This is a genomic window from Mycobacterium sp. NPDC004974 (assembly GCF_053600815.1).
In genome coordinates, this window is the sequence record NZ_JBSGAQ010000002.1 from 544,577 (window position 1) to 567,674 (window position 23,098).

Sequence of the window (23,098 nt, forward strand, 5' to 3'; positions counted from 1 at the left end):
GCGACTCCCCGTGGGCCTATTCCCCGGCCAGTGCCGCGTCCGTGGCCTTGGCCGCCGAATTCAGCGCGTCAGCGGGCTGCTCCTTGCCGAGCATGACGGCTACGACTGCCTGCCCGAGCGCCTCCGAGATCGCCGGATACTGCTCGACGGTGGGCCGCACCGACTTTACGTTGGACAGGTTCTCCACGAATGCCGCGCTGCCGGGCAGCTTTTCATTCAGTTGGTCACGGAACGCCGCATCCTGACCGATCGATTGACGCGTGGGCAAATCGCCGGTCCCCAACGAGAATGCCTTCACCTGCTCGGATGCGGTCATCCACTTGACGAAGTCGATCGCCGCCTGCTTGCGCTTGTCGCCGTTGTTGAAGACCACCCAGTTGTCCGGGCCCGAGATCGACTGGTGAGCGCGGCCGCTGCCGGCGAATGTGGGCATCACCTGCACGCCGTACTCGATGTCGGACAGCTGGCTGAGATCCCACGGGCCGGTGACCAGCATCGCGACCTTGCCGCTGTTCATCAGCTTGGGACCGTTCTCGTTGGTGGTGTCGAGGTAGAGCGACTTGTCAGTGACCGCCATCTGTTGCAGCGTGGTCAGCGCTTTCGCCCCTGCCTCCGAATTGAACGCAGCGTGCTTGTTGTCGGGCGTGAGGATCTCGCCGCCGGCTTCCCAGAGCATCGGAATGTAGTGCCACACCGTGTCTTCGCTGCCATCGGCAGGCATCAACCAGCCGTACTGCCCCTTCGACGGATCGGTGAGTTTCGCCGCGGCCGACCGGAAATCTTCCCAGGTCCAATCGGCCGTCGGCGGCGCCACCCCGGCATCGGCGAAGAGCTTCTTGTTGTAGACGATCGCCAGATTGTCCACCAGGGCGGGCACGCCGACGATCTTGTCGCCGACGGTCGCGGCTGCCCGCTCGGCCGGATAGAAGTCATCCCAGTTCCAATCGGGCTGAGAGACCGCCTCGGACATGTCGACGACCTGCGGAATCTTGGCGATGTTCGGCGACCACGAGCCGAACATGTAAGCAACGTCGGGGGCGCTGCCGCCTCGCACCGCAGTCAGCACCTTCTGCAGCACAAGGTCATTGCTCGAGTAGAGCTCCTTGACCTGAACGTCGGGATGCTCCTTGTTGTACTGGTCGACCAGGCCCTTGAAGACCTCCCCTTCGGTGTCCTGGTAGCCGTGCCACACCGCGATCTCGGTCGGGCCGGTTGAGGAGGAGCCACCGCATGCAGTGAGCGCGAGGGCAAGGACAGCGATCAATGCGATGCACAGCCTGCGTCGAATCACGGTAGACACTCCTTTATCTGGGTGTGATGGTGCATGTGTTTCACGACCGGCCGTTCTCACAGCGCCAGCTTCGAACGCAGCGGCTCAGGCAGCAGGTCTCCGTGCGCGATCGTCAATTCGTTGCACAGTTCCCATATCTGGTCGACGGTCAGCGTGGCCGCGGTGTTGGGATCGACCATGGCCGCTGCGCGGACCAGCCGCGGATCACCGTCGATCGCGGCGCGCACGGTCAGCTCGACCGGTCCGAGGAAGTTCCGGTTGAGCGCGGCGCATTGTGGCGGCAGATCGCCCACCCGCATCGGATGGGCACCCAGGGCATCGAGCATCGTCGGGACTTCGACTGCCACACCGTCGGGCAGATTGGTGATCAACCCCTGGTTCACGACGTTGGCAGAGATGACTCTGGTCGTCCCGGTCTCCAGAGAATGGATCACCTGCGGCGCGTATTCGGTGGACCCGTTGTCGATCGCAAGGGTGTGGGCGTCGGCCAATTCCGCTCGGACGCGACCGTACTCGGCCAGATTGGCCTCACTGATGGAGACGTACTCGCCCACATTGATCCGCAGGCGTGCGACCTCCTCGGGGTCGCGGACGTACCAGGGGACGTACTCGCTGGAGTGCTCGCTGGTCTCGGTGGGGTAATACCCCAGGCGGCGGTACATGTCGACCCGCACGCGACGCTGCAGTTCCGGATCGGCGGCGATGCGCTGGTCCAACTGCGGATACAGATCCCGGCCGCCACGTTCCCAGCGCAGTACCCACGCCTGGTGGTTGACACCCGCCGACCAGTAGGACACCTCCTCGTAGGGCACCTCGATGAGTTCACACAGGCCGACCATCGTCCAGTACACGGAATGGCACAACCCGAGAACCTTGAGCCGCGGCGCGACGTGGTGCAGGAAAGTGACGTTCATCGCCATCGGATTGGTGTAATTGAGCAGCCAGGCGTCCGGGCACACCTCTTCCATGTCGTGTGCGATACCGGCCAGAACCGGAAAAGTCCTCAGGCCGCGGAAGATTCCGCCGACGCCGATGGTGTCACCGATGGTCTGATTCAGCCCGTACCGCGCCGGGATCTCGAAGTCGCGCACCGTGGCCTCGTGCATGCCGACCTGAATGACGTTGATGACGTAGTCAGCGCCCTCGAGCGCACGGCGCCGTTCGAGGGTGGCGATCACCTCCGGATCGGCACCCGCCGCACGGGCGGTCGCACGGGTGATCGCCTCCGCGGTTTCGAGGCGTTCGGAGTCGATGTCATGCAACACAATCCGAATCGACCGCAGTTCGGGGAACGACAGGATGTCCCCGAGTAGTTCGCGGGTGAACTCGACACTGCCCGCTCCGATGATGACGATGGTGGGTGACACGTCCGGCTCCTTGGCTGCGCGATTTCGGTTGTCAGGCTGGGGTTGTGGCCAGTTGGTGCAGTGCGGCCGCACTCAACGGATGGCCACTGTGTCTGGCGGCGTAGAGGGCGGCCCCCAGCGCCGGGTCGAGCAGCGGGCGCCGCAGTTCGTACTTGGCCGGCTGCTCCCGGAGTGCGGCGACGAACATCCCCAGGAAGCCGTCGTCGGAGAACATCCCGCCCGAGTACGACACCGGCACCGTTTCGGGTTCGGTGAATCCGAGCAGCACGCGGGTGGTTTCGACGAGTGCGACGAGTTCGTCGACCGCGGTGGACAGAATCTGGATCGACGCGTCGTCACCGGCCCGCACCGCCTCGCACACCGTGGTGGCCAACGCGGCGATAGAGGTGCGTTTTCCGGACCACTTGCCGATCAGCAGGCTGACGATGTCGAGGTCGCTGTCGAGCTGCAGGCGCTCTGTCAAGAGTGTGTGCAGCGGACCCGATGGGAGCCTGCCGTCGCTCATCCTGCTGAATGCGTTGAGTCCCCGGGTGGCGATCCAGTACGCCGATCCTTCGTCGCCGAACAGTTCGCCCCAGCCGCCGACCCGGTGTCCGACGCCCCGTCGCTCGCCGTAGGTCATCGAACCGGTTCCACTGATGACGTTGATGCCGTCCTCGCCTGCCAGCGAGCCGGCCCACCCGCAGACCATGTCGTTGTCGCAGCGATAGCGGTCGTGACCGAGCACTCGCGCCCCGACCGCATTCAGTCGTTCGATGTCAGCGCTGGCCTCGCCATAGCCGGGGATGCCGAAGAAGGCCGCGTCGATTCCGGAGGGCTCGATTCCCCCTTGCTCGGAGATGACGGAAACCCCTTGCCTCAGCACGTTTTCAACGACATCGAAACCGTCGTTGAAGTAGTACGAGGCCGGTGCGGTGGCGCGGGCCAAGACGCGGCCCTGATCGTCGATCAGGGCGAACGCGGTCTTGGAACCGCCACCGTCAACCCCGAGATAACAGGCCATCGCAGGTCACCGCGCAGCCGGATGGCCGGCGGGCGTCATCGGATAGATGGTGACACCCTTGACGACTCGGCTCACCTCGCCGGATGGAAACGGATTATCCGGTGTCTTGGCGTATGCCAGCGCGGAGAACAACGCGAGATACTGAGCGAACACCAGGTACGGAAGGGCAACCTGGGCATCATCGAGCCCGCCGAGGTCGGGTAGCACGACGCTCGGGCCCAGCGCTTCCGGGATCGGCTCGGCGCTGATCACCGTGACCGCGTCCCGGCCCAGCTGAGCGCGGATCTCGGCGATGATGTCGAGGTCGTAGCGGCGGGTGTGCGGATCGGTCGAAACATACACCACCACCAAGGTATCGCCATCGAGGACGGACTTGGGTCCGTGCCGGAATCCCAATGGAGAATCGAAGTACGTGACGACTTCTCCTGCGGTCAGTTCCAGGAGTTTGAGTGCCGATTCCTGGGCGAGGCCAGCCAACGGCCCACTGCCGAGGTAGACAAATCGTTGCTTCTTGGTCTGGGCCAGGGCCCGGATGTCGGACTGCAGGCCCACCACGTGTTCGGCGGCGCGGGCGAGAGCATGCGCATTGCCGGGCCGCGCCGGACCCAGCATCAGCAGACACGACAACAACATTGAGGTCAGACTGGACGTCATCGCGAATCCGGTGTCGTTGGTGCGCTCCGGCATGCAGACGACGCGCGAATTCTCCCGCGCTCGGTGTGCGCGGCCCAGTTCGCCCTCGGGGTCGCAGGTGTAGATCAGGTGCCATACGTCGGTGACGAGCTCGTCGGCCAGCGCCGTGGTCGCCAGACTCTCCGGGCTGTTGCCCGACCGGCCGAAGGACACCAGAAGCGTGGGGGTGTCCCGCTCCAGATGGTCCAGCGGGTTGGCGACAATGTCCGTCGTCGCAATGGGTTCGACACGGCGGTTGAGGTGCCGGCGCAACGCCGGCGCCGCGATGTCACCGACGAACGCCGAGCTGCCGGCCCCGGTCAGAATGACCCGCAGGTCAGGCCTTTCGAGTATGCCGCGCAGAAAGGCTCCGGTGTCCTCACCGAGCCGGCCGGCAACCTCCCGCCAGGCTCCTGGCTGCTGGCCGATCTCGACTATCGTTGCGCCACCGTTTTTTTGGTCGGGATATTGAACCTGCGAGCTAGTCATCGGCACCTCCAGTGGTCAGGGCGCGGGAAAGGTGTCGGGCGGTACCGCAGGCGCTGGCGTAGGGCCGCAACGCGTCGCGTATGCGATCGATCACCAACGACTGGGCATCGGGTTCCAGATCACCGGAGCGGATCCGCTCGTACTGAGCGGGCAGGAACTGGCTGATCAGCGGCAGCGGAATGCCGGTGCGGTCGAGGTTGGCGAGCAGCGCCCGCCGGGCCGCCTCCACCTCTTCGTCGGCCCAGTAATAGCGCAACCGATCGCTGTAGCTGTACCGGCGGGCTGTGCGCTGGGTGACCGGGTCACCCTCGTAGTAACCCTGCCAGTACCCGGGCTCGGCCAGCATCCTGCGCTCGATGACCTCGATGAGGTTCGACCGCGCCGGCGGCGCGACAAGATCTGCCTCCACGAGGCTCAAGGCAAACAGCGCCTCACGCATGGCGAATGTGAGGCCCGGCCCGACTTTGAGGATGGCCCAATGGTCCTCAACGAGCTCACTCAGCTGGGCGGGCCGCTGATAGTCGGTGGAATGCGCTTCGAACACCAGGTTGTCCTCGGTGTCGAGAACCTTCCGTAACTGTTCGGTGGCGCTGTGCCGGTAGTCGATGACGTTGAGGTGGTCGAACTCGACACCGGGCTGCACCACCAGGGCGACGACGCGCGGCCACACGTGGGAGAGCCCCACCTCGGCGAAGGCGGCCTGGTGGGCCGCGATGGTTCGCCTGGCCCGTTCGGCCGGGGTCGGGGTGAGCTGACTCAGCGTTTCGTGCGCTCCCCCGGGGACCGGCACCTCGGTGCCTATCACGTACACCGGGCCGTCGGCACCGAGGCCGCCTGCGGTTTCTCCGGCGACGTTTTCGGCGACCCGCAGCAGCCGTGCGGTGCGGCTCGCCACCACCTCGTCGGACAGCACCGCCGGATCGTCTGCACAGGACATGCTGCAGTCGAGGTGGATCTTGCTGTATCCGGCTTCGACGTAGGCGGCGACCAGCACCTCGGCGTGAGCCATTGCCGCACTGGAGGGTTGGCCCTGCCAACGATTCGGCCCGAGGTGGTCACCGCCGAGCACGACCCGGTCCCGAGGGAATCCGTTCTCGTCGGCGATGCCGAGAACCAGGTCACGAAACTGAGCCGGTCGCAGACCGGTGTAGCCGCCGAACTGATCGACCTGGTTCGAGGTGGCCTCGATCAACACATAGCTGTTGTCGGCCGCGGCCTGCGCGATGGCCGCCGCCACCACCGTGGGGTGCGCTGAGCACACCGAATAAATGCCCACCGCAGCGCCGGCCTTATGCCACTCGATGGTCTCGGCGATCCCACTGGCAGGCCGCGGGAAATGTGCGGACATGTTGTCCGGCAACGCATTCGAAGCGTCCGATGTTGATTGGATCATCGGGCGTCACGCTCCCCGGCGCGCGCCGGTGCAAGCGACTGCACGGCACGGCACCGATCGGCCACGGTGTCGCCGACGGCCTGCCGCCCGGCCTTCAGGTATCTGCGGGGGTCGGTGGCTGTGAGATCACCGGCCAGCGCCTCGCGCACGGCCCCGGTGTAGGCGATGTTCAGCGCGGTTCCGACGTTGATCTTGCGGATGCCGGCGCGAACCGCGACGCAGAGCTGGTCGTCAGACACTCCGGATGACCCGTGCAGGACAAGCGGAACCGGCACGCGGGCCGCCAGTTGCTGGATCAGAGCGACGTCAAGGCAGGCATCGCGGGTGGTCATCGCATGGGTGCTCCCGACTGCCACCGCGAGGCCGTCCACCCCGGTCTGCTCGGCGAAAGCCACCGCTTCGTCCGGATCCGTTCGGACACCGGGCGCATGCGCGCTGACGGCTGCGTGGTCCTTGCCTCCGATCTCTCCCAACTCCGCTTCCACCCACAACTCCGCGGCATGTGCAGCCTCGGCGAAGGTTCGCGTGCGGGCGACATTGTCCCGATACGGCAGATGGGCGGCATCGACCATGATCGAGGTGACGCCGAGCGCCGGTGCGATTTCGACCGCCTCGTCGAGCAGGGTCACATCGTGAAAGTGGTCGAGATGCAGGGCAATCGGGACCGCGCAGCTCTCCGCGATACGCGCACAGGCCGACACCAGCGGCTCGATCCGACCGCCGTGGAAGCGCACGGTGTTCTCGCTGATCTGCATCAGCACGGCGGCACCGGCGCGTTCCGCGCCCTCGGAAATGCCTTCTGCGTGCTCGATGGTGATGACGTTGAACGCGAGCACTGCGGTGCGCTCGACAGCTGCCGAAGCGAGCAGATCGGCGGTGGCGGCCAGGGTCACATTGCCACCCGATGTCGGGTATCGGTCGTGTCGAACATTCGTCGATCATGAGAAGCTCGCTCAAAGCGCGCAAGATGAAACCGTAAAGCGATCAGTAAAACTGATTGCCTCAACCATCGCCCAAGGAGTCGTGAGCATGTCGATCAAGCGCACCGACCGAATGCGTGAAGTGCTCTCGCTCCTGCGTGACCGCGGTGAAGTTGCTTCCCCGGTGCTCTGCGCAGAGTTGGGGGTGTCGGCCGCGACGCTTCGCCGCGATCTCAGCGAACTCGAGGAACAGGGTCTGCTGGTGCGCACGCACGGGGGCGCCCAGGCACTCGACCCCAGTGACAGTGAGATCCCGGTACGACTTCGCGATCACCGGATGGTGGCCGTCAAACGGCGGATCGCCCAGCGTGCCGCCGCCCTGGTGCCGACAGGACAACAGGCGGTTGCCCTCACCGGCGGTATCACCACCGGCGAGGTGGCCCGCGCGTTGCGCGGACGGCCTCAGCTGACGATCGTCACGAACTCGCTGACGATCGCCACCGATTGCGCCGTCCACGCCCACCTCAAGGTGATCATGACCGGTGGCGTCGTGCGATCCAATTCCCTTGAGGCTGTTGGCCCCATGTCCGAGCAGGCGTTTCAGATGATCACCGTGGGCACCGCAGTTCTCGGCGCCGACGGAATGTCGGCCGAGGTCGGCGCAACCACCTTCGACGAAGCCGAAGCCAGGACCGCGACTGCCATGGCCGCCAACGCTCGACGTGTCGTCGTCGCAGTCGACGGTTCCAAGATCGGCAACACGACGCTCGGAAAGATGGTGCTGCCCAATCAGATCGATCATCTGGTGACCGACTCGACCGCGGACCCGCAACAGCTGGATCAGATCCGGGCGGCGGGAGTGCAGGTACACGTCGTCGAGGGCGGAGACGGCTGACGGGGTGGACGTAGTGGCACTTGGGCCCGCGCTCGCACCGACAGGCAAACTGATCCCATGACCGAAGCCCGTGGCATCCTGCTGGTCGTCTCGTTGATGGCGACGACCGCGCTGACCCTCGCTCTGGGGATCACCGATCCGGCCGCACCGATGTCCTACCCGACCAAGTTCCTGGTGTGGAACCTGGTGCTGGCCTGGATCCCGATGGTCTTCGCGATCGCGTTCGATCTGGTTGAACGCCGACTGTGGCTGCTGCCCCTGGGCCTCGGCTGGTTGGCGTTCCTGCCGAACGCGCCCTATCTGGTGACCGATCTGGTCCACCTCGGCGAGGGCTATGAACTGTGGCGGCATGTGTTGCAGTACGGGTTCGCCGCATGGACCGGGATCCTGCTCGGCGTGGTGTCGCTGCTGCTCGTGCATCAGCGATTGGACGACGAGTTCGGCTCATTCTGGGGCTGGCTGGCCGTCGTACTGTCCGTCGCGCTGTGCGCCGTCGGGGTCGTCATCGGCCGCTTTCAACGCTGGAACTCCTGGGACCTGGTGACCCGGCCCGATGCGGTGGTCGCGGCGACGCTCGACTGGGTGCGCGCACCGCTGTCCTACGTACAGTCGACGGGCGTGGCGATAGCCGTTGCGGCGTTCTTCGGGTTGGCCTATCTGACGATCTGGGCGATACGCGGATTGCGCTGACCGGCGGAGTCAGAAGCGAGTCAGACTCGGCATCAACACATCGTCCACGAGTGCGCGAACCGTCGCCTCCGTCGGCGGACGTCCGGGAATCAGGGACCGGAACACGAGATACCCCGGCATCACGTCCCACAGTTCGTCATGGATCGCCTCGGCCTCGATCTCGCCCCGGTCGACAGCATCGGCCAGAACCTCAGCCATCAATTTCTTGCGCTGGACTACGAACTGATTCTGCAGGGCCGCACTCAACTCCGGGCTGTGCGCCACCTCGGACATGATCGCGCTCATCGTGCTGCCGTGCTCTCGTGCCTGCTCGCACACCGACGTTCCGATGCTCAGAAGGTCGGTGCGTAACGAGCCGGTGCAGGGCGGGACCAGTTGCACCCGGGTGCCCTCGATGAAGGCCGCCAGGACGAGGTCGGCCTTCGACGGCCACCGGCGGTAGATGGTGGCCTTGCTGGACTTCGCCTCGGTCGCTACGGCTTCCACGGTCAACCGGTCGTATCCGTGCTGCTGCAACAGCCGCAGGGTCACCGCCAACAACTCGGCCTCCCGCTCAGTCCACTGCGACGCCGCGGCCGGCGGTGAGACGGGATGCGTCGAGGCGGAAGTCACGCGGGAAACCCTTTCCTTAGCCGGGAGCCAAGCTGTCCTAGGTCTTGCCCGGTTCAGAATAGTACCGTACGGTACCGTTCAGATACTTAGGACGGCCAAAGACTATCGCCTCACGGCGCGCTACGCGTCCGTTGTCGAAAGGCTCTGAGATGCAGGGGATCTCGGTAGGAAGCCTGGTCAGGCGGCGCTGGACGGTGATCGTGGCTGTCCTCGTGGTGGCCGTCGTCGCGTTCACCGTCAGTCGACTGCACGGCATATTCGGGTCTGACAATCATGTGTCGCGCCCCAGCGCCGACACCCTGGAGAACACCGGCTACAACCCGAAACGGGTTCTGTTCGAAGTGTTCGGGTCACCGGGTTCGGTCGCCACCATCAATTATCTGGATATCGACGCACAACCCCAGCGGGTCGAGGATGCGACCCTGCCGTGGTCGCAAACCCTGGTCACGGACGATCCGACGCTGTTCGCCGACCTCCGGGCGCAAGGGGACGGTGCGACCATCGGGTGCCGCATCACCGTCAATGGCGTGGTCAAGGACGAAAGGTCGACCAGTAACGTGAACGGTTACATCGCCTGCTTGGACAAGTCCGCATGAGCACCCGGCACGCAGAAGGTGAAGCCGCCGGTTCCCGGACGGCGCGAACCATCCGTCTGCTCGCCGTGCCGATCGTGCTCGTATGGGTCGCCATCGCCGCGCTGACGAACATCCTTGTGCCACAACTGGAAGTCGTCGGTGCAGCGCGCTCGGTGGGACTGAACGCGCCCGACGCGCCGTCGACCATGGCGATGCGGCACATCGGCCAGGTCTTCGACGAGTTCAACTCCGACAGCGCGGCCATGATCGTGCTCGAAGGCGATCAGCCTCTCGGCGACGACGCCCACCGCTTCTACGACACCCTCGTGAAACGGCTGGCCGAGGACACCAAACACGTCGAGCACATTCAGGACTTCTGGGGCGATCCGCTCACCGCCGGCGGTTCGCAGAGCAAGGACGGCAAGGCCGCGCTGGTGCAGGTGTACCTGGCCGGCAACCAGGGCGAAGCGCTGTCCAACCAATCCGTGGACGCCATCCGCCAGATCGTGGCGAGCGTCCCTCCGCCGCCCGGGGTCAAGGCCTACGTCACCGGTGCCGCACCGCTCATCACCGACAACTTCGAGGTCGGCAGCGAGGGAACCCATAAGGTCACCGGCATAACCTTTCTGGTGATCGCGATGATGCTGCTCGTGGTCTACCGGTCGCTGGTCACGATGCTCCTCATGCTGGTTACGGTCGCCGTCGAGCTGGCCGCCGCGCGCGGCGTCGTCGCCGCGCTCGCGCATTCCGGGGTCATCGGCCTGTCCACCTATTCGACGAACCTGCTGACGCTATTGGCAATCGCCGCGGGCACGGACTACGGCATCTTCGTCATCGGCCGGTATCACGAGGCACGCGCCCGTGGGATGGACCGCGAGGCCGCGTATTACGACATGTTCGGCGGCACCGTCCACGTCATCGTCGGCTCGGGGCTGACCATCGCCGGGGCCGTGGCCTGCCTGCACTTCACCCGGCTGCCCTACTTCCAGACCTTGGGCATACCCGCCGCCATCGGCGTGCTCGTGACGTTGGCAGCGGCACTGACGCTGGGGCCCGCCGTACTGACCATCGCCAGCCGGTTCGGACTCTTTGAGCCGAAACGCAATCCACGGGCACCGCGATGGCGCCGCATCGGTACCGCGATCGTGCGTTGGCCCGGCCCCATCCTGGTGGTGTCGTGCCTGATCGCGCTCGTCGGCCTTCTCGCCCTGCCGGGGTACAAGACCAGCTACGACGGCCGCCCCTACCTACCGGAATCGGCACCGGCGAACGTCGGTTACGCAGCCGCGACACGTCACTTCTCCGAGGCCCGGCTGAACCCCGAGCTACTGATGGTCGAAGCCGACCACGACATGCGGAACCCCGCGGACATGCTGGTACTCGAACGCATCGCCAAAGCCGTTCTGCACACCCGCGGCATCGCCCTGGTCCAGTCGATCACCCGGCCTCTGGGCACGCCGATCAAGCACAGCTCCATCCCGTTTCAGATCAGTGCGCAAAGCGCCAGCCAGATCATGAATCTGGGTTACCAGCAGGACCGCGCCGCCGATCTGCTCAAGCAGGCCAACGAACTGTCGAACACGATCAACATCCTCAAGCAGCAGGTCACGTTGCAGCAGGCCAGTGCCGCTGCCACCCACGAGCAGACCCAGGCGTTCCACGACACCGTCGCGATCGTGAACGACCTGCGCGACAAGATCGCCAATTTCGACGATCAGTTCCGCCCGCTGCGCAACTACTTCTACTGGGAACCGCACTGTTTCGACATTCCCATGTGCGCGGCGCTGAGATCGGTGTTCGACGCACTCGACGGCATCGACAAACTCAGCGATCAGTTCGGGCAGATCACCGCGAGCCTGGACAAGCTCGACGCCCTCCAGCCGAAACTCGTGGCGCTGCTCCCGCCGCAGATCGCCATCCAGGAGCGCAACCGTGACCTGACGCTGTCCAACTACGCCACCACGTCCGGAACCAACTCGCAGTCCCAGGAAGCCCTCGAGAACTCGACCGCGATGGGACAGGCCTTCGACTCGGCCAAGAATGACGACTCGTTCTATCTGCCTCCGGAAGCCTTCGACAATCCCGACTTCAAGCGCGGCCTGAAACTGTTCCTCTCGCCCGACGGCAAGGCCGCCCGCATGATCATCACGCACGAGGGCACTCCCGCCACGCCCGAGGGCATCTCACACATCGACGCGATCAAGGACTCCGCGTTCGACGCGATCAAGGCCACTCCCCTGTCGGACGCCAAGATCTACGTGGCCGGAACCGCTTCGGCGTACAAGGACATTCAGGACGGCGCCAAATACGACCTGCTCATCGCCGCATTGGCCGCGATCAGCCTCATCCTGCTCATCATGATGTTCATTACCCGCAGCCTCGTCGCCGCAATGGTCATCGTCGGGACGGTCGTGCTGTCGTTGGGAGCGTCGTTCGGCCTGTCGGTCCTGGTGTGGCAGTACATCTTCGGCATCCAGTTGTACTGGATCGTGCTGGCACTGGCCATCATCCTGCTGCTGGCGGTCGGCGCGGACTACAACCTGCTGCTGATATCCCGGTTCCAGGAAGAGATCGGGGCAGGGCTCAAGACCGGCATCATCCGCGCCATGGCCGGGACCGGCCGGGTGGTGACCGCGGCCGGTCTGGTGTTCGCAGCCACCATGTCCTCGTTCATCTTCAGCGATCTCATCGTCCTCGGGCAGATCGGCACCACGATCGGCCTCGGCCTGCTCTTCGATACCTTGATCGTGCGGTCGTTCATGACACCGTCCATCGCGGCCCTGCTCGGCCGGTGGTTCTGGTGGCCACAGATCGTGCGGCCGCGGCCGGCCAGCCGCATGTTGCGCCCCTACGGCACTCGCACCTCGGTTCGCGAACTGCTCGACCCGGAGCCCGAGCCAACCACGTCGAACTAGCCTCCGATGTGTGCCGGTGTCACACCAGGTTCGCTCTGGCCCATTCCTCGGCAGTCGTCGTCCTGATGCGGCGAATAGCGTTGTACGACTGATCCTTCGGCCAGGCAACACCATTGGTGCGGGCGAACACCGCCCGGTACTTGCTCATCGTGTCCTCGGGATCCTGCTGTAGCCGGTCGGTCAGGACGTCGGTGGTCCACAGCGTGCGGGTAACCGATGTCGCACGGACGCGGTCGACGATATCGGCGAGTTCCCGGTAACTGACGGTGTCGCCCGCGAGATAGACGACGGTGTCGCGAATACGCGGTTCGGCGAAGACGATGTCGGCGGTGAGCACGCCGATGTCTTCGGGGGTGGTGAGGGTGACTTGGTTGTCCCAGCTTCCCAACGCATGCACGGTCTCGGCCGACAGATCCACGACGGCGAACTCGGGTTCGAACAGGAAACTGGTGAACATGCCGGTGGAGATGATCACCCACTCCGTGGCGTGCTGGCCGCGCAGCAGGTCGCGCACGTCGAGTTGCTCGTCGAACAGCGTCTGCGCGCTACCGCGCCCTATCTCGTCGTAGTCGACGCCGAACTGCCATGGAAAGAACCGCGATACCCCGGCAGTGAGGGCCGATTGAGCGAGTTTGTGCTGTGTCCCCGGCCCGGCCGCGAAACCGACACAGCTTATGACTGTGTCGTAGCGCCGCATTATGGCCGCGAGCTCGGCCACCGACGCCGTCGCGACATCGGCATGCTCGATGGTGATACCCGACCGGGTCAGTTCCTCGCTGCGCGCATCGCGTTTCATATCGGCACGTGATGCCGGCGGCCTCAGCAGCACCGCGATGCTTGCGGCGCCGGGATGGATTGCCAGGTGACGGGTGAGAGCGGACAACACACTGGCGCCGAGTTCGCCTGTCCCGATGACGAGAATGCTCAGGCTGTCTGCCGTTGGCGGTGTTGCGGGCACTGTGGCCTCCGTTTCTGCGGTGATGCATGGGTTGCAACCGACAGATCGGCGAGAATCATCCCGGACCTAGGAGTTCAGGTAAGTGACGACGGCAAGCACGCGCCGATGATGCGCCGTCGACGGCGGTAGGTCGAGTTTCGTGAAGATGCTGCCGATGTGCTTCTCCACGGCACGTTCGGAAACCGAAAGATGTTCGGCCAGAGCGCTGTTCGAATGGCCTTCGGCCATCAGGGCGAGGACTTCACGTTCGCGGGGAGTCAGCCGCGCCAGCGCATCACCACTACGCCGCGTCCCCATCAGCTGCCGCACGACCTCCGGATCGAGCGCGGTACCTCCGTCGGCGACGCGCCGCAGCGCGGCGTCGAACTCACCGATATCGGCCACGCGGTCCTTGAGCAGGTAGCCCACCCCTTCCGGATTTCCGGCCAACAGCTCAGCGGCATAACGGGTCTCGACCCACTGCGAAAACACCAGAACCCCGACATCCGGATGCGAGCGCCGCAACGATACCGCCGCGACCAGGCCCTCGTCGGTGAAGGTCGGCGGCATGCGGATGTCGATCACGAACACTTCCGGCCGCAGCGTCTGAGCGATCTCCCGGACCTGGTCGGCCGTGCCCACCTTGGCCACAACATCATGCCCGCGTTCGACGAGCAATTGGGTCAGGCCGTCGCGCAGAATCGCATTGTCCTCGGCGATCGCCAGCCGGGTCACCGTTGTGTTCCCGCCGGTACGACGGCTGTCACCGTGGTGGGGCCGCCAGAAGGGCTGTCGATGTCGAGCCGGCCGTCAACCATCCTCAGCCGATCGGCCAATCCCGTCAGCCCCGAGCCGTTGGCCGGCTCCACCCCACCGGAACCGTTGTCCGCCACGACGATCCGCAGCTCATCGGCATCGCTGTGCAGCCACACGGTGGCCTGGGTCGCGCCGGAATGCCGGGAGACGTTGGCGAGCAACTCGGCTACGCAGAAGTACGCCAGCGTCTCCACACCCAACGACGGGTGCACCGTGATGTCATCGACCAGCTCTACGGGGATCGGGTTACGCGCAACCAATGTCTGCACGGCCGGCACCAAGCCGAGATCCAGTGCAGGCGGCCGGATTCCGCGGACCAGATCGCGCAGTTCGGTCAGGGTGTCCTTGGTGTTCGCCAGTGCGTCGGAGACCAGTTGCCGGGCCCGGTCAGCCTTGTCCGGATCGGCCAACTGTTCCTCGGCGCGCGCCAGCGTCATCGCCACGGCGATCAGCCTGGCCTGCGTGCCGTCGTGCAGATTGCGCTCGACGCGGCGCAGCGTCGCCGCCGAATCATCGACCACATCGGCACGGGCGCGCTCCAGTTCGCCTACCCGGCGTTCGCGGTCGGTCGGGGCGAGCAGTGCTTCGGCCAGCCAGACATGGGCACGCCCGACACCGATCATGACCCACGCCAACGTGTACAGAGCGAGCAGTCCACCCGCCGACAGCAGTAGGTAGATGCCGAGCGAGTCCACCGGTTCGCCGAAACTGATGATCGCTATTCCGCACGCCCAGACCACCGGGGAGACCACCAGCACCGCCGAGATCACGATCGCCAGCACGACCCCGTATCCGAGGGGTGTCATCACGACGCTCTGCAGGAGAAGGAATCCCAGGCTGCGCCAGCCGACCGCATCGGTAAGGGCCGAGGCCAGTGTCTGCGGCCAGCCGGCCCGCCGGGCGAACGGCGCCGGCGGAGCGATCGTGACACCGACCAGCCGGGCCAGCGATCGGTACAGCGCGTTCCACCGTCGACCCGACAACACCAGGAGCGCCAGCAGCGGTACGCCGACCAGGGTGACAAGCAACAGCCCCGAGGTCAGACCGGTGACGAACAGGTAGACCACGCCGACCACGGCAAGGACGCTCACCAGGAGGAAATACAGATAGCTACGACAGGCTGCCGCGGTGAACGGGGTTCGCAGTGTTCGGCGCCGGTCTTCGGGTGCGGAGGCGGAGGTGATTGCGGTGGTAGTCACGGTCATCATCGTTGCCCGATACGTTGGCACCGGGCGATGGTGCTGTCCAGCCAATATGGGGTGTGGCTAGCCACACCGTCAGCTGTCGAGCGAGCGCAGGAGTGCCCGGGTACGGGCCCGCGTTTCGGGCGACGCATCGAACACCACCCCGACATACTCGTCCACGCCAACTGTTCGAAGTGCCCGAATACGTTCTGCCACAGTGCTTTCGTCACCGATGATCGCAGCGTCCTCGGGACCGGCGTAGCCCTCGCGGTCGAGCATGGCCCGGTAGGACGGCAGATGCCCATACATCGCGAACTGCTTGGCGGCCTGGGCGCGGGCGCCGTCGACATCGTCGGTGACGCTGACCGGAAGCGCCGCGACGACACGGACCGGACGGTCCCCGGCTGCCTCGCGCAGCGTCGGGACGACGTGGTCGGCCAGCGTGGTCGGACCCGTCATCCAGGTGACGGTGCCCGCGGTGCGACGGCCCGCGAGCTTGAGCAGTTGCGGCCCCAGCGCGGCGATGTAGACATCAGGCGCCGATGCCCCCGGGATCTGCAGGGCACCGCGCGTGGTGACCGTCTCGCCGGGCGCGTCGGCGGGCTCGCCGGCCAGCAGCGGTTGCAGCCCGTCCAGGTATTCACGGAGCCGGCGGACCGGCTTGTCCCACGGAATGCCCCACATACCCTCGGTCACCGCCGCGTGCGTCATGCCGAGGCCGAGCAGGAACCGGCCCCCGCTGATCAGGTTGAGCGTGAGCGCGCGCTGGGCCAGCAGCATCGGGTGCTGATTCTGGATGGGGATGACACCGGTGCCCACCTCGATCCCGTCGACCTCGCGAAACGCGACTGCGAGAACGGTCAGCAGGTCGGGTTCATACGGCATCTGGGTCATCCAGACCCGCCGGAATCCCTCTTCGTGCAGTTGCGCGAGATTCTCCACGGTGGCGTCGACCGGGGAGCGGCCGCCGGTTTCACTGAGCGAGGCGATGAGGCTGATCTGCATGGCACCACGCTATGCGGAGGGCGGGCCGAATGGGACCAGAAGAGAAGGGTAATCAGACAAAAAAGGGCGGGTTCGGGAGGACACCTGGGGGCGTTTCAATTCGTCTCACGCAGCCGGTCTTTCACCCCTGTACCGACTCTTTGGATCAGTCACTCCCGAACCCGTCGTAGGCTCGATCGTACGCCTCGGGTACCCCTCAAACCAGAGAAAAATACGGCCGAATATTGCCGAGAATTCGAAGTTAGGTCGCCCCGTGTTGCCGTCGGGTCGGGGGGTCAGACGGCAACACGGAGCTACCCATGTATCGACCTCTATGCCGCGGCCGTTACACATCGGAGAAAGAAACTTTTCGGATGTTTTCGCGGCCTGCGTTTGTGGAGGTCAGGCCTCGCTACGCCACAGTGCCTGATGGTCGGCTCCGCAAGCTACGCCTCCAAAATCGCGGCGACGCCCTGCCCGCCGGCCGCACAGATCGAGATCAGACCGCGCACCGGCTGACCCGTCTCCTTCTTCTTCTCCGCCAGCTGCTTGGCCAGCTGAGCCACGATCCGGCCACCGGTGGCCGCGAACGGATGGCCCGCGGCCAGCGAGGAGCCGTTGACGTTGAGCTTGGTGCGGTCGATGCTGCCCAGTGCCTTGTCCAAGCCCAAGCGTTCCTTGCAGTACTCGTCAGAGTCCCAGGCCGCCAGCGTGGCCAGCACCACCGAGGCGAATGCCTCGTGGATCTCGTAGAAATCGAAATCCTGCAGTGTCAGCCCGTTGCGGGCGAGGAGCCGGGGCACCGCATAGGTCGGTGCCATCAGCAGGCCGTCGGGCCCGTTGACGTAGTCGACGGCGGCCGTCTCCGAATCGACGAAGTAGGCCAGCGGCTCGTGGCCATGCGCCTGGGCCCACTCCTCACTGGCCAGCAGCGCCACCGAGGCGCCGTCGGTCAGCGGGGTCGAGTTGCCCGCAGTCATGGTCGCGTCGCCCGCCTTGACGCCGAACACCGGCTTGAGCTTGGCCAGCTTCTCCGGCGTGGAGTCCGCGCGCAGATTGTTGTCGCGGTACAGGCCGAGGAACGGGGTGACCAGGTCGTCGAAGAACCCGCTGTCGTAGGCGGCAGCCATGTTGCGGTGGCTGGCGGCGGCCAGCTCATCCTGGTCGACGCGCTTGACGCCCATCTTCTTGGCGGTGACGGCGGCATGCTCGCCCATCGACATTCCGGTGCGGGGCTCACTGTTGACCGGGATCTCCACACCGAGGGAGGCCGGCAGCTTGCCGACCAGCTTGAGCCGGTCGAGGTTGGACTTCGCCCGACGCAGGCCCAGCAGCACCTGACGCAGGTCATTGCCGAACGCGATCGGGGCATCCGAGGCGGTGTCCACACCACCTGCCGCCGCGGAGTCGTACTGTCCCAGCGCGATGGCGTTTGCCGCCGCAGTGGCAGCCTGCAGACCGGTGCCGCAGGCCTGCTGAATGTCATAAGCGGGCGTGTAGGGCGACAACGCGCTGCCCAGCACGCATTCGCGCATCAGATTGAAGTCGCGGCTGTGCTTGAGCACCGCGCCGCCGATCACCGCACCCAGGCGTTCACCGGCCAGATCGAAACGATCGATCAGCCCGTCCAGGGCGGCGGTGAACATGTCCTGGTTGGAGGCGTTGGCATAGGCGCCGTCGGACCGTGCGAACGGAATCCTGTTGCCACCCAAAACGGCAACGCGTCGCCGGGTCGTGTTGTTGGCCATCTGTTTGCCCTCCACTTTCGGGTTGTCCGGGGCCATATTACCCACTGTTCTTACTCTGGAGTAAGTTCGGTGTGGACAACGCAGTACTGCGAAGCGAAAGGCAGCTGAAGTGGCTTCCGACCTGTTCTCCCAAGTGGTCAACTCCGGGCCGGGATCGTTCCTGGCCAAGCAGCTGGGCGTGCCGCAGCCCGAAACGTTGCGCCGCTATCGCCCCGGACAGCCCCCGCTGTCGGGCTCCCTGCTGATCGGCGGCGAAGGCCGCGTCACCGAGCCCCTCCGCGCAGCGCTCGCCGGCGACTACGACGTCGTGTCCAACAACATCGGCGGCCGCTGGGCCGATTCGTTCGGCGGCGTGGTCCTCGACGCCACCGGCATCGCCGATGCCGCCGGGCTCAAGGAGCTCTACCAGTTCTTCACCCCGGTTCTGCGCAACCTCGCGTCGTGCGCACGGGTAGTCGTCATCGGCACCACCCCGGATCAGGCCGGCAGCGTCCACGCCCAGATCGCGCAGCGTGCCCTCGAGGGCTTCACCCGCTCACTGGGCAAGGAACTGCAGCACGGTGCCACCGCGTCGCTGGTGTACCTGGCCGCCGACGCCAAGCCCGCCGTCACCGGCCTGGAGTCCACCCTGCGTTTCATCCTCTCGGCCAAGTCGGCCTACGTCGACGGACAGGTGTACCGAGTGGGCGCCGCCGACTCGACCCCGCCGGCCGACTGGGACAAGCCGCTGGCCGGCAAGGTCGCCGTGGTGACCGGCGCGGCCCGCGGCATCGGTGCGACGATCGCCGAGGTGTTCGCGCGTGACGGCGCGACCGTGGTCGCAGTGGACGTTCCCCAGGCCGCCGAAGATCTGGGCAAAGTCGCCGAGAAGGTCGGCGGCAGCGCCCTCACCCTGGACGTCACCTCAGAAGATGCAGTCGACGCCATAATCGCCCACGTCACCGCACAGCATGGCGGCAAGGTCGATGTGCTGGTCAACAACGCCGGCATCACCCGCGACAAGCTGCTCGCCAACATGGACGAAAGCCGCTGGGATTCCGTGATCGCGGTGAATCTTCTTGCCCCGCAGCGACTCACCGAAGGTCTGGTGGCCAGTGGCACGCTCGGCGAGGGCGGTCGGGTGATCGGTCTGTCCTCGATGGCCGGCATCGCCGGTAACCGCGGGCAGACCAACTACGCCGCCACCAAGGCCGGGATGATCGGACTGACCGAGGCGCTGGCACCGGTGCTGGCCGAGAAGGGCATCACGATCAACGCGGTGGCCCCCGGCTTCATCGAGACCAAGATGACCGACGCCATCCCGCTGGCCACGCGCGAGGTCGGCCGCCGGTTGAACTCGCTGTTCCAGGGCGGGAAACCGGTGGATGTGGCCGAACTGATCGCCTACTTCGCAAACCCCGCGTCGAATGCGGTCACCGGCAACACCATCCGGGTCTGCGGCCAGGCCATGCTGGGGGCGTGAGCACGTGAACAACATGCTGCGCGCCGTCGTCGGCGCCCTGCCGTTCATCTCGCGCGACGACACCCTGCCGGCCCGCACCGTCACGGTCGACAACCTGCCCATCGACCCGGCCAACGTTGCCGCCTATGCGCAGGTGACCGGGCTGCGGTTCAGCGACACACTGCCGCTGACCTACCCGTTCGCGCTGACCTTCCCGACGGTGATGTCACTGGTCACCGGATTCGATTTCCCGTTCGCCGCAATGGGTTCGGTGCACATCGAGAACCACATCACCCAGTACCAGCCGATCAAGGTGACCGACGCCGTCAGCGCGGCCGTGCACGCGGAGAACCTGCGTGAGCACCGCAAGGGTCTGCTCGTCGACATCGTCACCGAACTCAAGGTCGGCAACGACACCGCGTGGCACCAGGTGACGACGTTCCTGCACCAGCAGCGAACCAGCCTGTCCGGTGAGCCCAAGCCGGAGCCGCAGAAGCAGCCGAAGCTGCCGCCGCCCAACGCGGTTCTGAACATCACCGCCGGCCAGATCCGGAACTACGCGTCGATCGGCGGGGACCACAACCCGATCCACACCAACGCGATCGCCGCCAAGCTGTTCGGCTTCCCCACTGTGATCGCCCACGGGATGTTCAGTGCAGCAGCGGTTCTGGCGAATATCGAGGGGCAGCTCCCCGATGCGGTCAAGTATTCGGTGCGGTTCGCCAAGCCGGTGGTGCTGCCGGCCAAGGCCGGACTCTACGTCGAGCGTGACGCCGAGGGCTGGGAGTTGACCCTGCGCAACCTCTCGAAGGGCTACCCGCACCTGACCGCGACGGTCACCGGGCTCTGACGCATCTCTCTGACGCGTCGAGTGTGCGTACAGATCGCATTTTGTCGAGAAATCGCGATCTGTACGCACACTCGGCAGCGGATCTACGCTGAGCCTGGAACACGTACGGCCCTCGTCAGCAACCACCCGATGAACGAAAGTTCCGCGACCGCCGCAACTGTCAGGGCGACCGGCGAGACGGCCGCCCCGAAGTCCGGGGCGAGGAAGCGGGCGAACACGTCCACGAGGTGACCGAGACATCCGGTCATCAGCAGGACACCCAGAACCTTGGGGAAGTAGCCCGACCTGACGACGAGATAACCCAGCGGCAGCAGCCACAGGCCGAAGTACGTCTGGGCGATGAGGTACCCATCGCGTTGCAGGTCGGAAAACAGCATGACCAGCTGGTCGGAATCAGTTGGACCGAAGGCGTAGTGGCCGGTGGCGATCATCAGCGCCGCATTTTGATTGAGCAGGTTCAGGCTCTGGATCGCGACGCTGACCGCGACAAAGGTGACCATCACGGCGGCGGCCAGCTGGTTGACGTGCTTGAAAAGCATGTAGAGGGCCATGCCGGTCGATAGAAAGGCCGTAGCCCCCAGGAGTTCGCTGACGAAGCCGACGCGGAACAGGGTGGCAGAGGTACTGATGTTGACGGTCGTGGCCGCTGCATTCCCTGGCTCCACGAGTCGTGAGTTCACCAGCCCAGCGAAGATCGTGAGCACGGCAACGGTCAGGTAGAGGCACCCGGCGATCCTCGCCAGTGTCCTGGGTGTGACATGCGAGGCCGACGCGAACCGGACGTTCATGCCGGATCACTGGCATGGGTGAGGGCAGACGCAGTCAGCCGACCGACGATGGCCGGTGCCTCATGGACGAGGGCGTCGTTCTCCACGGCCTCGACCATGAAAAGCGCATAGTCCACCCGACGGGTCAGGTTGCTCGCCAAGACAGGATCGCCCACGTGCCGGCTCCAGACCGGCAGCCCCTGACTGTCGCCCTCCTCCAGGTCACTGCCACGCACGACTGTCCAGCGGGTGTCACTGGCGAAGATCCTCCGACATGCCTCCACCTGGTCGTACACGTCCACGACCCGGGCAAGCTTGGCCAGCCGCCCGAGCACGGCCACATACAACTTGAACTTCCGGGTATAGCGGTCCTGGCCGTCGCGGGTGATGTGCCACCCGCACGAGAACACCAGGCGGGCATCCGGGCCGGCGTGGTCGAGCACCGCTTGGGCCGTACCGGAGGCGTAATGGTTCATCCCCCACGGCACCAGGACAGTCAGGACGGCATCGCATCCGCGCACCGCCCGTGCGATAACCGCCTGGTCGTCGGTCGCTCCGGGGATCACCGTGATCTGCCCCTCGAAGTCGGCGAGCTTGGCCACGCTCTGCTCGCGGCAGACACCCACGACTTCGTATCCACGGTCCAATGCGTGCTTCACCAGGTAGCGCCCGAGCTTCCCGGAAGCCCCGACGATGCACACCTTTTTCCCCGCGCCCGTCTTGCCGACTCCATCTGACCCGATCGGTTTCACGATCCACTCCTCTGCTCGCGCCGCCCGCTAGCCTTACGCCGTAAGGTACAGCCTTGCAGCGTAAGGTTGTCAAGCGTCTTCTGGACCGCGACAGGAGGACCTTCATTGACCACCGACACAGCCGGCCCGCCCGCCGCCCGCCGTAACCCGCTCAACAAGGAGCTGGTGCTTCGCACAGCGGTCGCACTGGCAGACGAGGCCGACAGCGGTGTGCCGAGTATGCGCAGGCTCGGCGAGCGGCTCGGCGTCGAATCGATGTCGCTGTACCACCACTTCCGCAACAAGGAACTGATCCTCGACGGCATGGTCGACATCGTCTTCGACGAGATCGAACTCCCACGGGACGACGCCGACTGGCGGACAGCGATGCGACAGCGGGCAGTTTCGATGCGCGGCGCACTGATCCGTCACCCGTGGGCGATCCGCCTGATGGACTCACGGACAAACCCCGGTCCCGCGACCCTGCGCCAGCACAACGCGGCCATCGGCTGCCTCCGGTCGGGTGGCTTCTCCATTGCCGGTGCGGCACACGCGTTCTCGGTTCTGGACAGCTACATCTACGGTTCCACGCTGCAGGAACTCAGCCTGCCCTTCCAATCATCCGCCGAGCTCGCGGACGTGGGAGGCTCGATTCTCGAGCAGATGCCCGGTGACGAGTTCCCGCATCTCACCGAGATGATCGTCGACCGTGCCCTGAAGCCTGGCTACGCGTATGCCGAGGAGTTCGACGTCGGGCTCGACCTCATCCTCGATGGACTGGAGCGACACCGCGAAAGCTGGTCCTGACCCATTCGGTG

The 23,098-nt window shown here is 65.5% G+C and carries 21 protein-coding genes; 7 read left to right on the forward strand and 14 right to left on the reverse strand.

From position 1 onward, the window contains the following. Positions 1-16: 16 nt before the first annotated feature. Genes ACWEFV_RS07485 through ACWEFV_RS07510 form a run of 6 tightly spaced genes read right to left on the reverse strand, consistent with a single transcriptional unit; the run spans position 17 to position 7,108 of the window. Entirely contained in the window at positions 17-1,291 is a 1,275-nt protein-coding gene (locus ACWEFV_RS07485) for an ABC transporter substrate-binding protein (protein ID WP_450069672.1), read from the reverse strand. 56 nt (positions 1,292-1,347) lie between these two features. Beyond that, positions 1,348-2,658 carry an alpha-galactosidase gene (gene melA / locus ACWEFV_RS07490; RefSeq protein WP_450069673.1) on the reverse strand — a complete coding sequence of 437 codons (1,311 nt, stop codon included), beginning with the start codon at positions 2,656-2,658 and terminating at the stop codon, positions 1,348-1,350. A gap of 31 nt (positions 2,659-2,689) precedes the next feature. Beyond that, positions 2,690-3,661, reverse strand: coding sequence for a BadF/BadG/BcrA/BcrD ATPase family protein (locus tag ACWEFV_RS07495; protein ID WP_450069674.1), 972 nt, complete (start codon positions 3,659-3,661; stop codon positions 2,690-2,692). 6 nt (positions 3,662-3,667) lie between these two features. Beyond that, a complete protein-coding gene (locus ACWEFV_RS07500) occupies positions 3,668-4,822 on the reverse strand; it encodes an SIS domain-containing protein (RefSeq protein WP_135451618.1) in 1,155 nt (384 codons plus the stop codon). Next, positions 4,815-6,215 (reverse strand): D-tagatose-bisphosphate aldolase, class II, non-catalytic subunit, encoded by a 1,401-nt coding sequence (locus tag ACWEFV_RS07505; RefSeq protein WP_450069675.1) that lies wholly within the window; start codon positions 6,213-6,215, stop codon positions 4,815-4,817. The genes ACWEFV_RS07500 and ACWEFV_RS07505 overlap by 8 nt, the downstream gene beginning before the upstream one ends. Continuing rightward, positions 6,212-7,108, reverse strand: coding sequence for a class II fructose-bisphosphate aldolase (locus tag ACWEFV_RS07510; RefSeq protein ID WP_135451616.1), 897 nt, complete (start codon positions 7,106-7,108; stop codon positions 6,212-6,214). Before ACWEFV_RS07510 ends, ACWEFV_RS07505 begins: the two co-directional genes overlap by 4 nt. 136 nt (positions 7,109-7,244) lie before the next feature. On the opposite strand from ACWEFV_RS07510, the gene ACWEFV_RS07515 reads away from it, so the two are divergent. Continuing rightward, the gene (locus ACWEFV_RS07515; RefSeq protein WP_135451615.1) at positions 7,245-8,030 is read left to right on the forward strand and encodes a DeoR/GlpR family DNA-binding transcription regulator; all 786 of its coding nucleotides are present in this window, start codon (positions 7,245-7,247) and stop codon (positions 8,028-8,030) included. 57 nt (positions 8,031-8,087) lie between these two features. After that, positions 8,088-8,720: a DUF1361 domain-containing protein gene (locus tag ACWEFV_RS07520; RefSeq protein ID WP_135451614.1), complete on the forward strand. Its 633-nt coding sequence runs from the start codon at positions 8,088-8,090 to the stop codon at positions 8,718-8,720. A 9-nt stretch (positions 8,721-8,729) separates the two neighbouring features. Here ACWEFV_RS07520 and ACWEFV_RS07525 read toward each other — a convergent pair whose 3' ends face one another. Further along, complete coding sequence (locus ACWEFV_RS07525) at positions 8,730-9,332, reverse strand: TetR/AcrR family transcriptional regulator (protein ID WP_450069676.1); 603 nt, start codon at positions 9,330-9,332, stop codon at positions 8,730-8,732. Positions 9,333-9,481: 149 nt separating this feature from the next. On the opposite strand from ACWEFV_RS07525, the gene ACWEFV_RS07530 reads away from it, so the two are divergent. Further along, the gene (locus tag ACWEFV_RS07530; protein WP_135451612.1) at positions 9,482-9,928 is read left to right on the forward strand and encodes an MmpS family transport accessory protein; all 447 of its coding nucleotides are present in this window, start codon (positions 9,482-9,484) and stop codon (positions 9,926-9,928) included. After that, positions 9,925-12,822, forward strand: coding sequence for an MMPL/RND family transporter (locus ACWEFV_RS07535; RefSeq protein ID WP_450069677.1), 2,898 nt, complete (start codon positions 9,925-9,927; stop codon positions 12,820-12,822). The genes ACWEFV_RS07530 and ACWEFV_RS07535 overlap by 4 nt, the downstream gene beginning before the upstream one ends. 19 nt (positions 12,823-12,841) lie before the next feature. On the opposite strand, the gene ACWEFV_RS07540 is transcribed toward ACWEFV_RS07535, so the two are convergent. The 5 genes from ACWEFV_RS07540 to ACWEFV_RS07560 form a co-directional block, all read right to left on the reverse strand. Continuing rightward, entirely contained in the window at positions 12,842-13,780 is a 939-nt protein-coding gene (locus tag ACWEFV_RS07540; protein ID WP_450069678.1) for an aromatic alcohol reductase, read from the reverse strand. Positions 13,781-13,846: 66 nt separating this feature from the next. Beyond that, entirely contained in the window at positions 13,847-14,494 is a 648-nt protein-coding gene (locus ACWEFV_RS07545) for a LuxR C-terminal-related transcriptional regulator (RefSeq protein ID WP_135451609.1), read from the reverse strand. Next, positions 14,491-15,780, reverse strand: a complete 1,290-nt coding sequence (locus tag ACWEFV_RS07550) for a sensor histidine kinase (RefSeq protein WP_450069679.1) — start codon at positions 15,778-15,780, stop codon at positions 14,491-14,493. Before ACWEFV_RS07550 ends, ACWEFV_RS07545 begins: the two co-directional genes overlap by 4 nt. A 72-nt stretch (positions 15,781-15,852) precedes the next feature. Beyond that, positions 15,853-16,764 (reverse strand): TIGR03564 family F420-dependent LLM class oxidoreductase, encoded by a 912-nt coding sequence (locus tag ACWEFV_RS07555; protein ID WP_450069680.1) that lies wholly within the window; start codon positions 16,762-16,764, stop codon positions 15,853-15,855. 425 nt (positions 16,765-17,189) lie between these two features. Further along, entirely contained in the window at positions 17,190-18,491 is a 1,302-nt protein-coding gene (locus ACWEFV_RS07560) for an acetyl-CoA C-acetyltransferase (protein WP_135459734.1), read from the reverse strand. Between the two features lie 109 nt (positions 18,492-18,600). On the opposite strand from ACWEFV_RS07560, the gene ACWEFV_RS07565 reads away from it, so the two are divergent. Together ACWEFV_RS07565 and ACWEFV_RS07570 are read left to right on the forward strand one after the other, a co-directional pair. Further along, complete coding sequence (locus ACWEFV_RS07565) at positions 18,601-19,953, forward strand: 3-oxoacyl-ACP reductase (protein WP_450069681.1); 1,353 nt, start codon at positions 18,601-18,603, stop codon at positions 19,951-19,953. Then, positions 19,898-20,782: a MaoC/PaaZ C-terminal domain-containing protein gene (locus ACWEFV_RS07570; RefSeq protein WP_210115445.1), complete on the forward strand. Its 885-nt coding sequence runs from the start codon at positions 19,898-19,900 to the stop codon at positions 20,780-20,782. Before ACWEFV_RS07565 ends, ACWEFV_RS07570 begins: the two co-directional genes overlap by 56 nt. Positions 20,783-20,865: 83 nt before the next feature. Here ACWEFV_RS07570 and ACWEFV_RS07575 read toward each other — a convergent pair whose 3' ends face one another. After that, complete coding sequence (locus ACWEFV_RS07575; RefSeq protein WP_450069682.1) at positions 20,866-21,570, reverse strand: DUF4386 domain-containing protein; 705 nt, start codon at positions 21,568-21,570, stop codon at positions 20,866-20,868. After that, entirely contained in the window at positions 21,567-22,301 is a 735-nt protein-coding gene (locus ACWEFV_RS07580) for an NAD(P)-dependent oxidoreductase (RefSeq protein WP_450069683.1), read from the reverse strand. Before ACWEFV_RS07580 ends, ACWEFV_RS07575 begins: the two co-directional genes overlap by 4 nt. 105 nt (positions 22,302-22,406) lie before the next feature. On the opposite strand from ACWEFV_RS07580, the gene ACWEFV_RS07585 reads away from it, so the two are divergent. Further along, positions 22,407-23,087, forward strand: a complete 681-nt coding sequence (locus tag ACWEFV_RS07585; protein WP_450069684.1) for a TetR/AcrR family transcriptional regulator C-terminal domain-containing protein — start codon at positions 22,407-22,409, stop codon at positions 23,085-23,087. Positions 23,088-23,098: the final 11 nt, after the last annotated feature.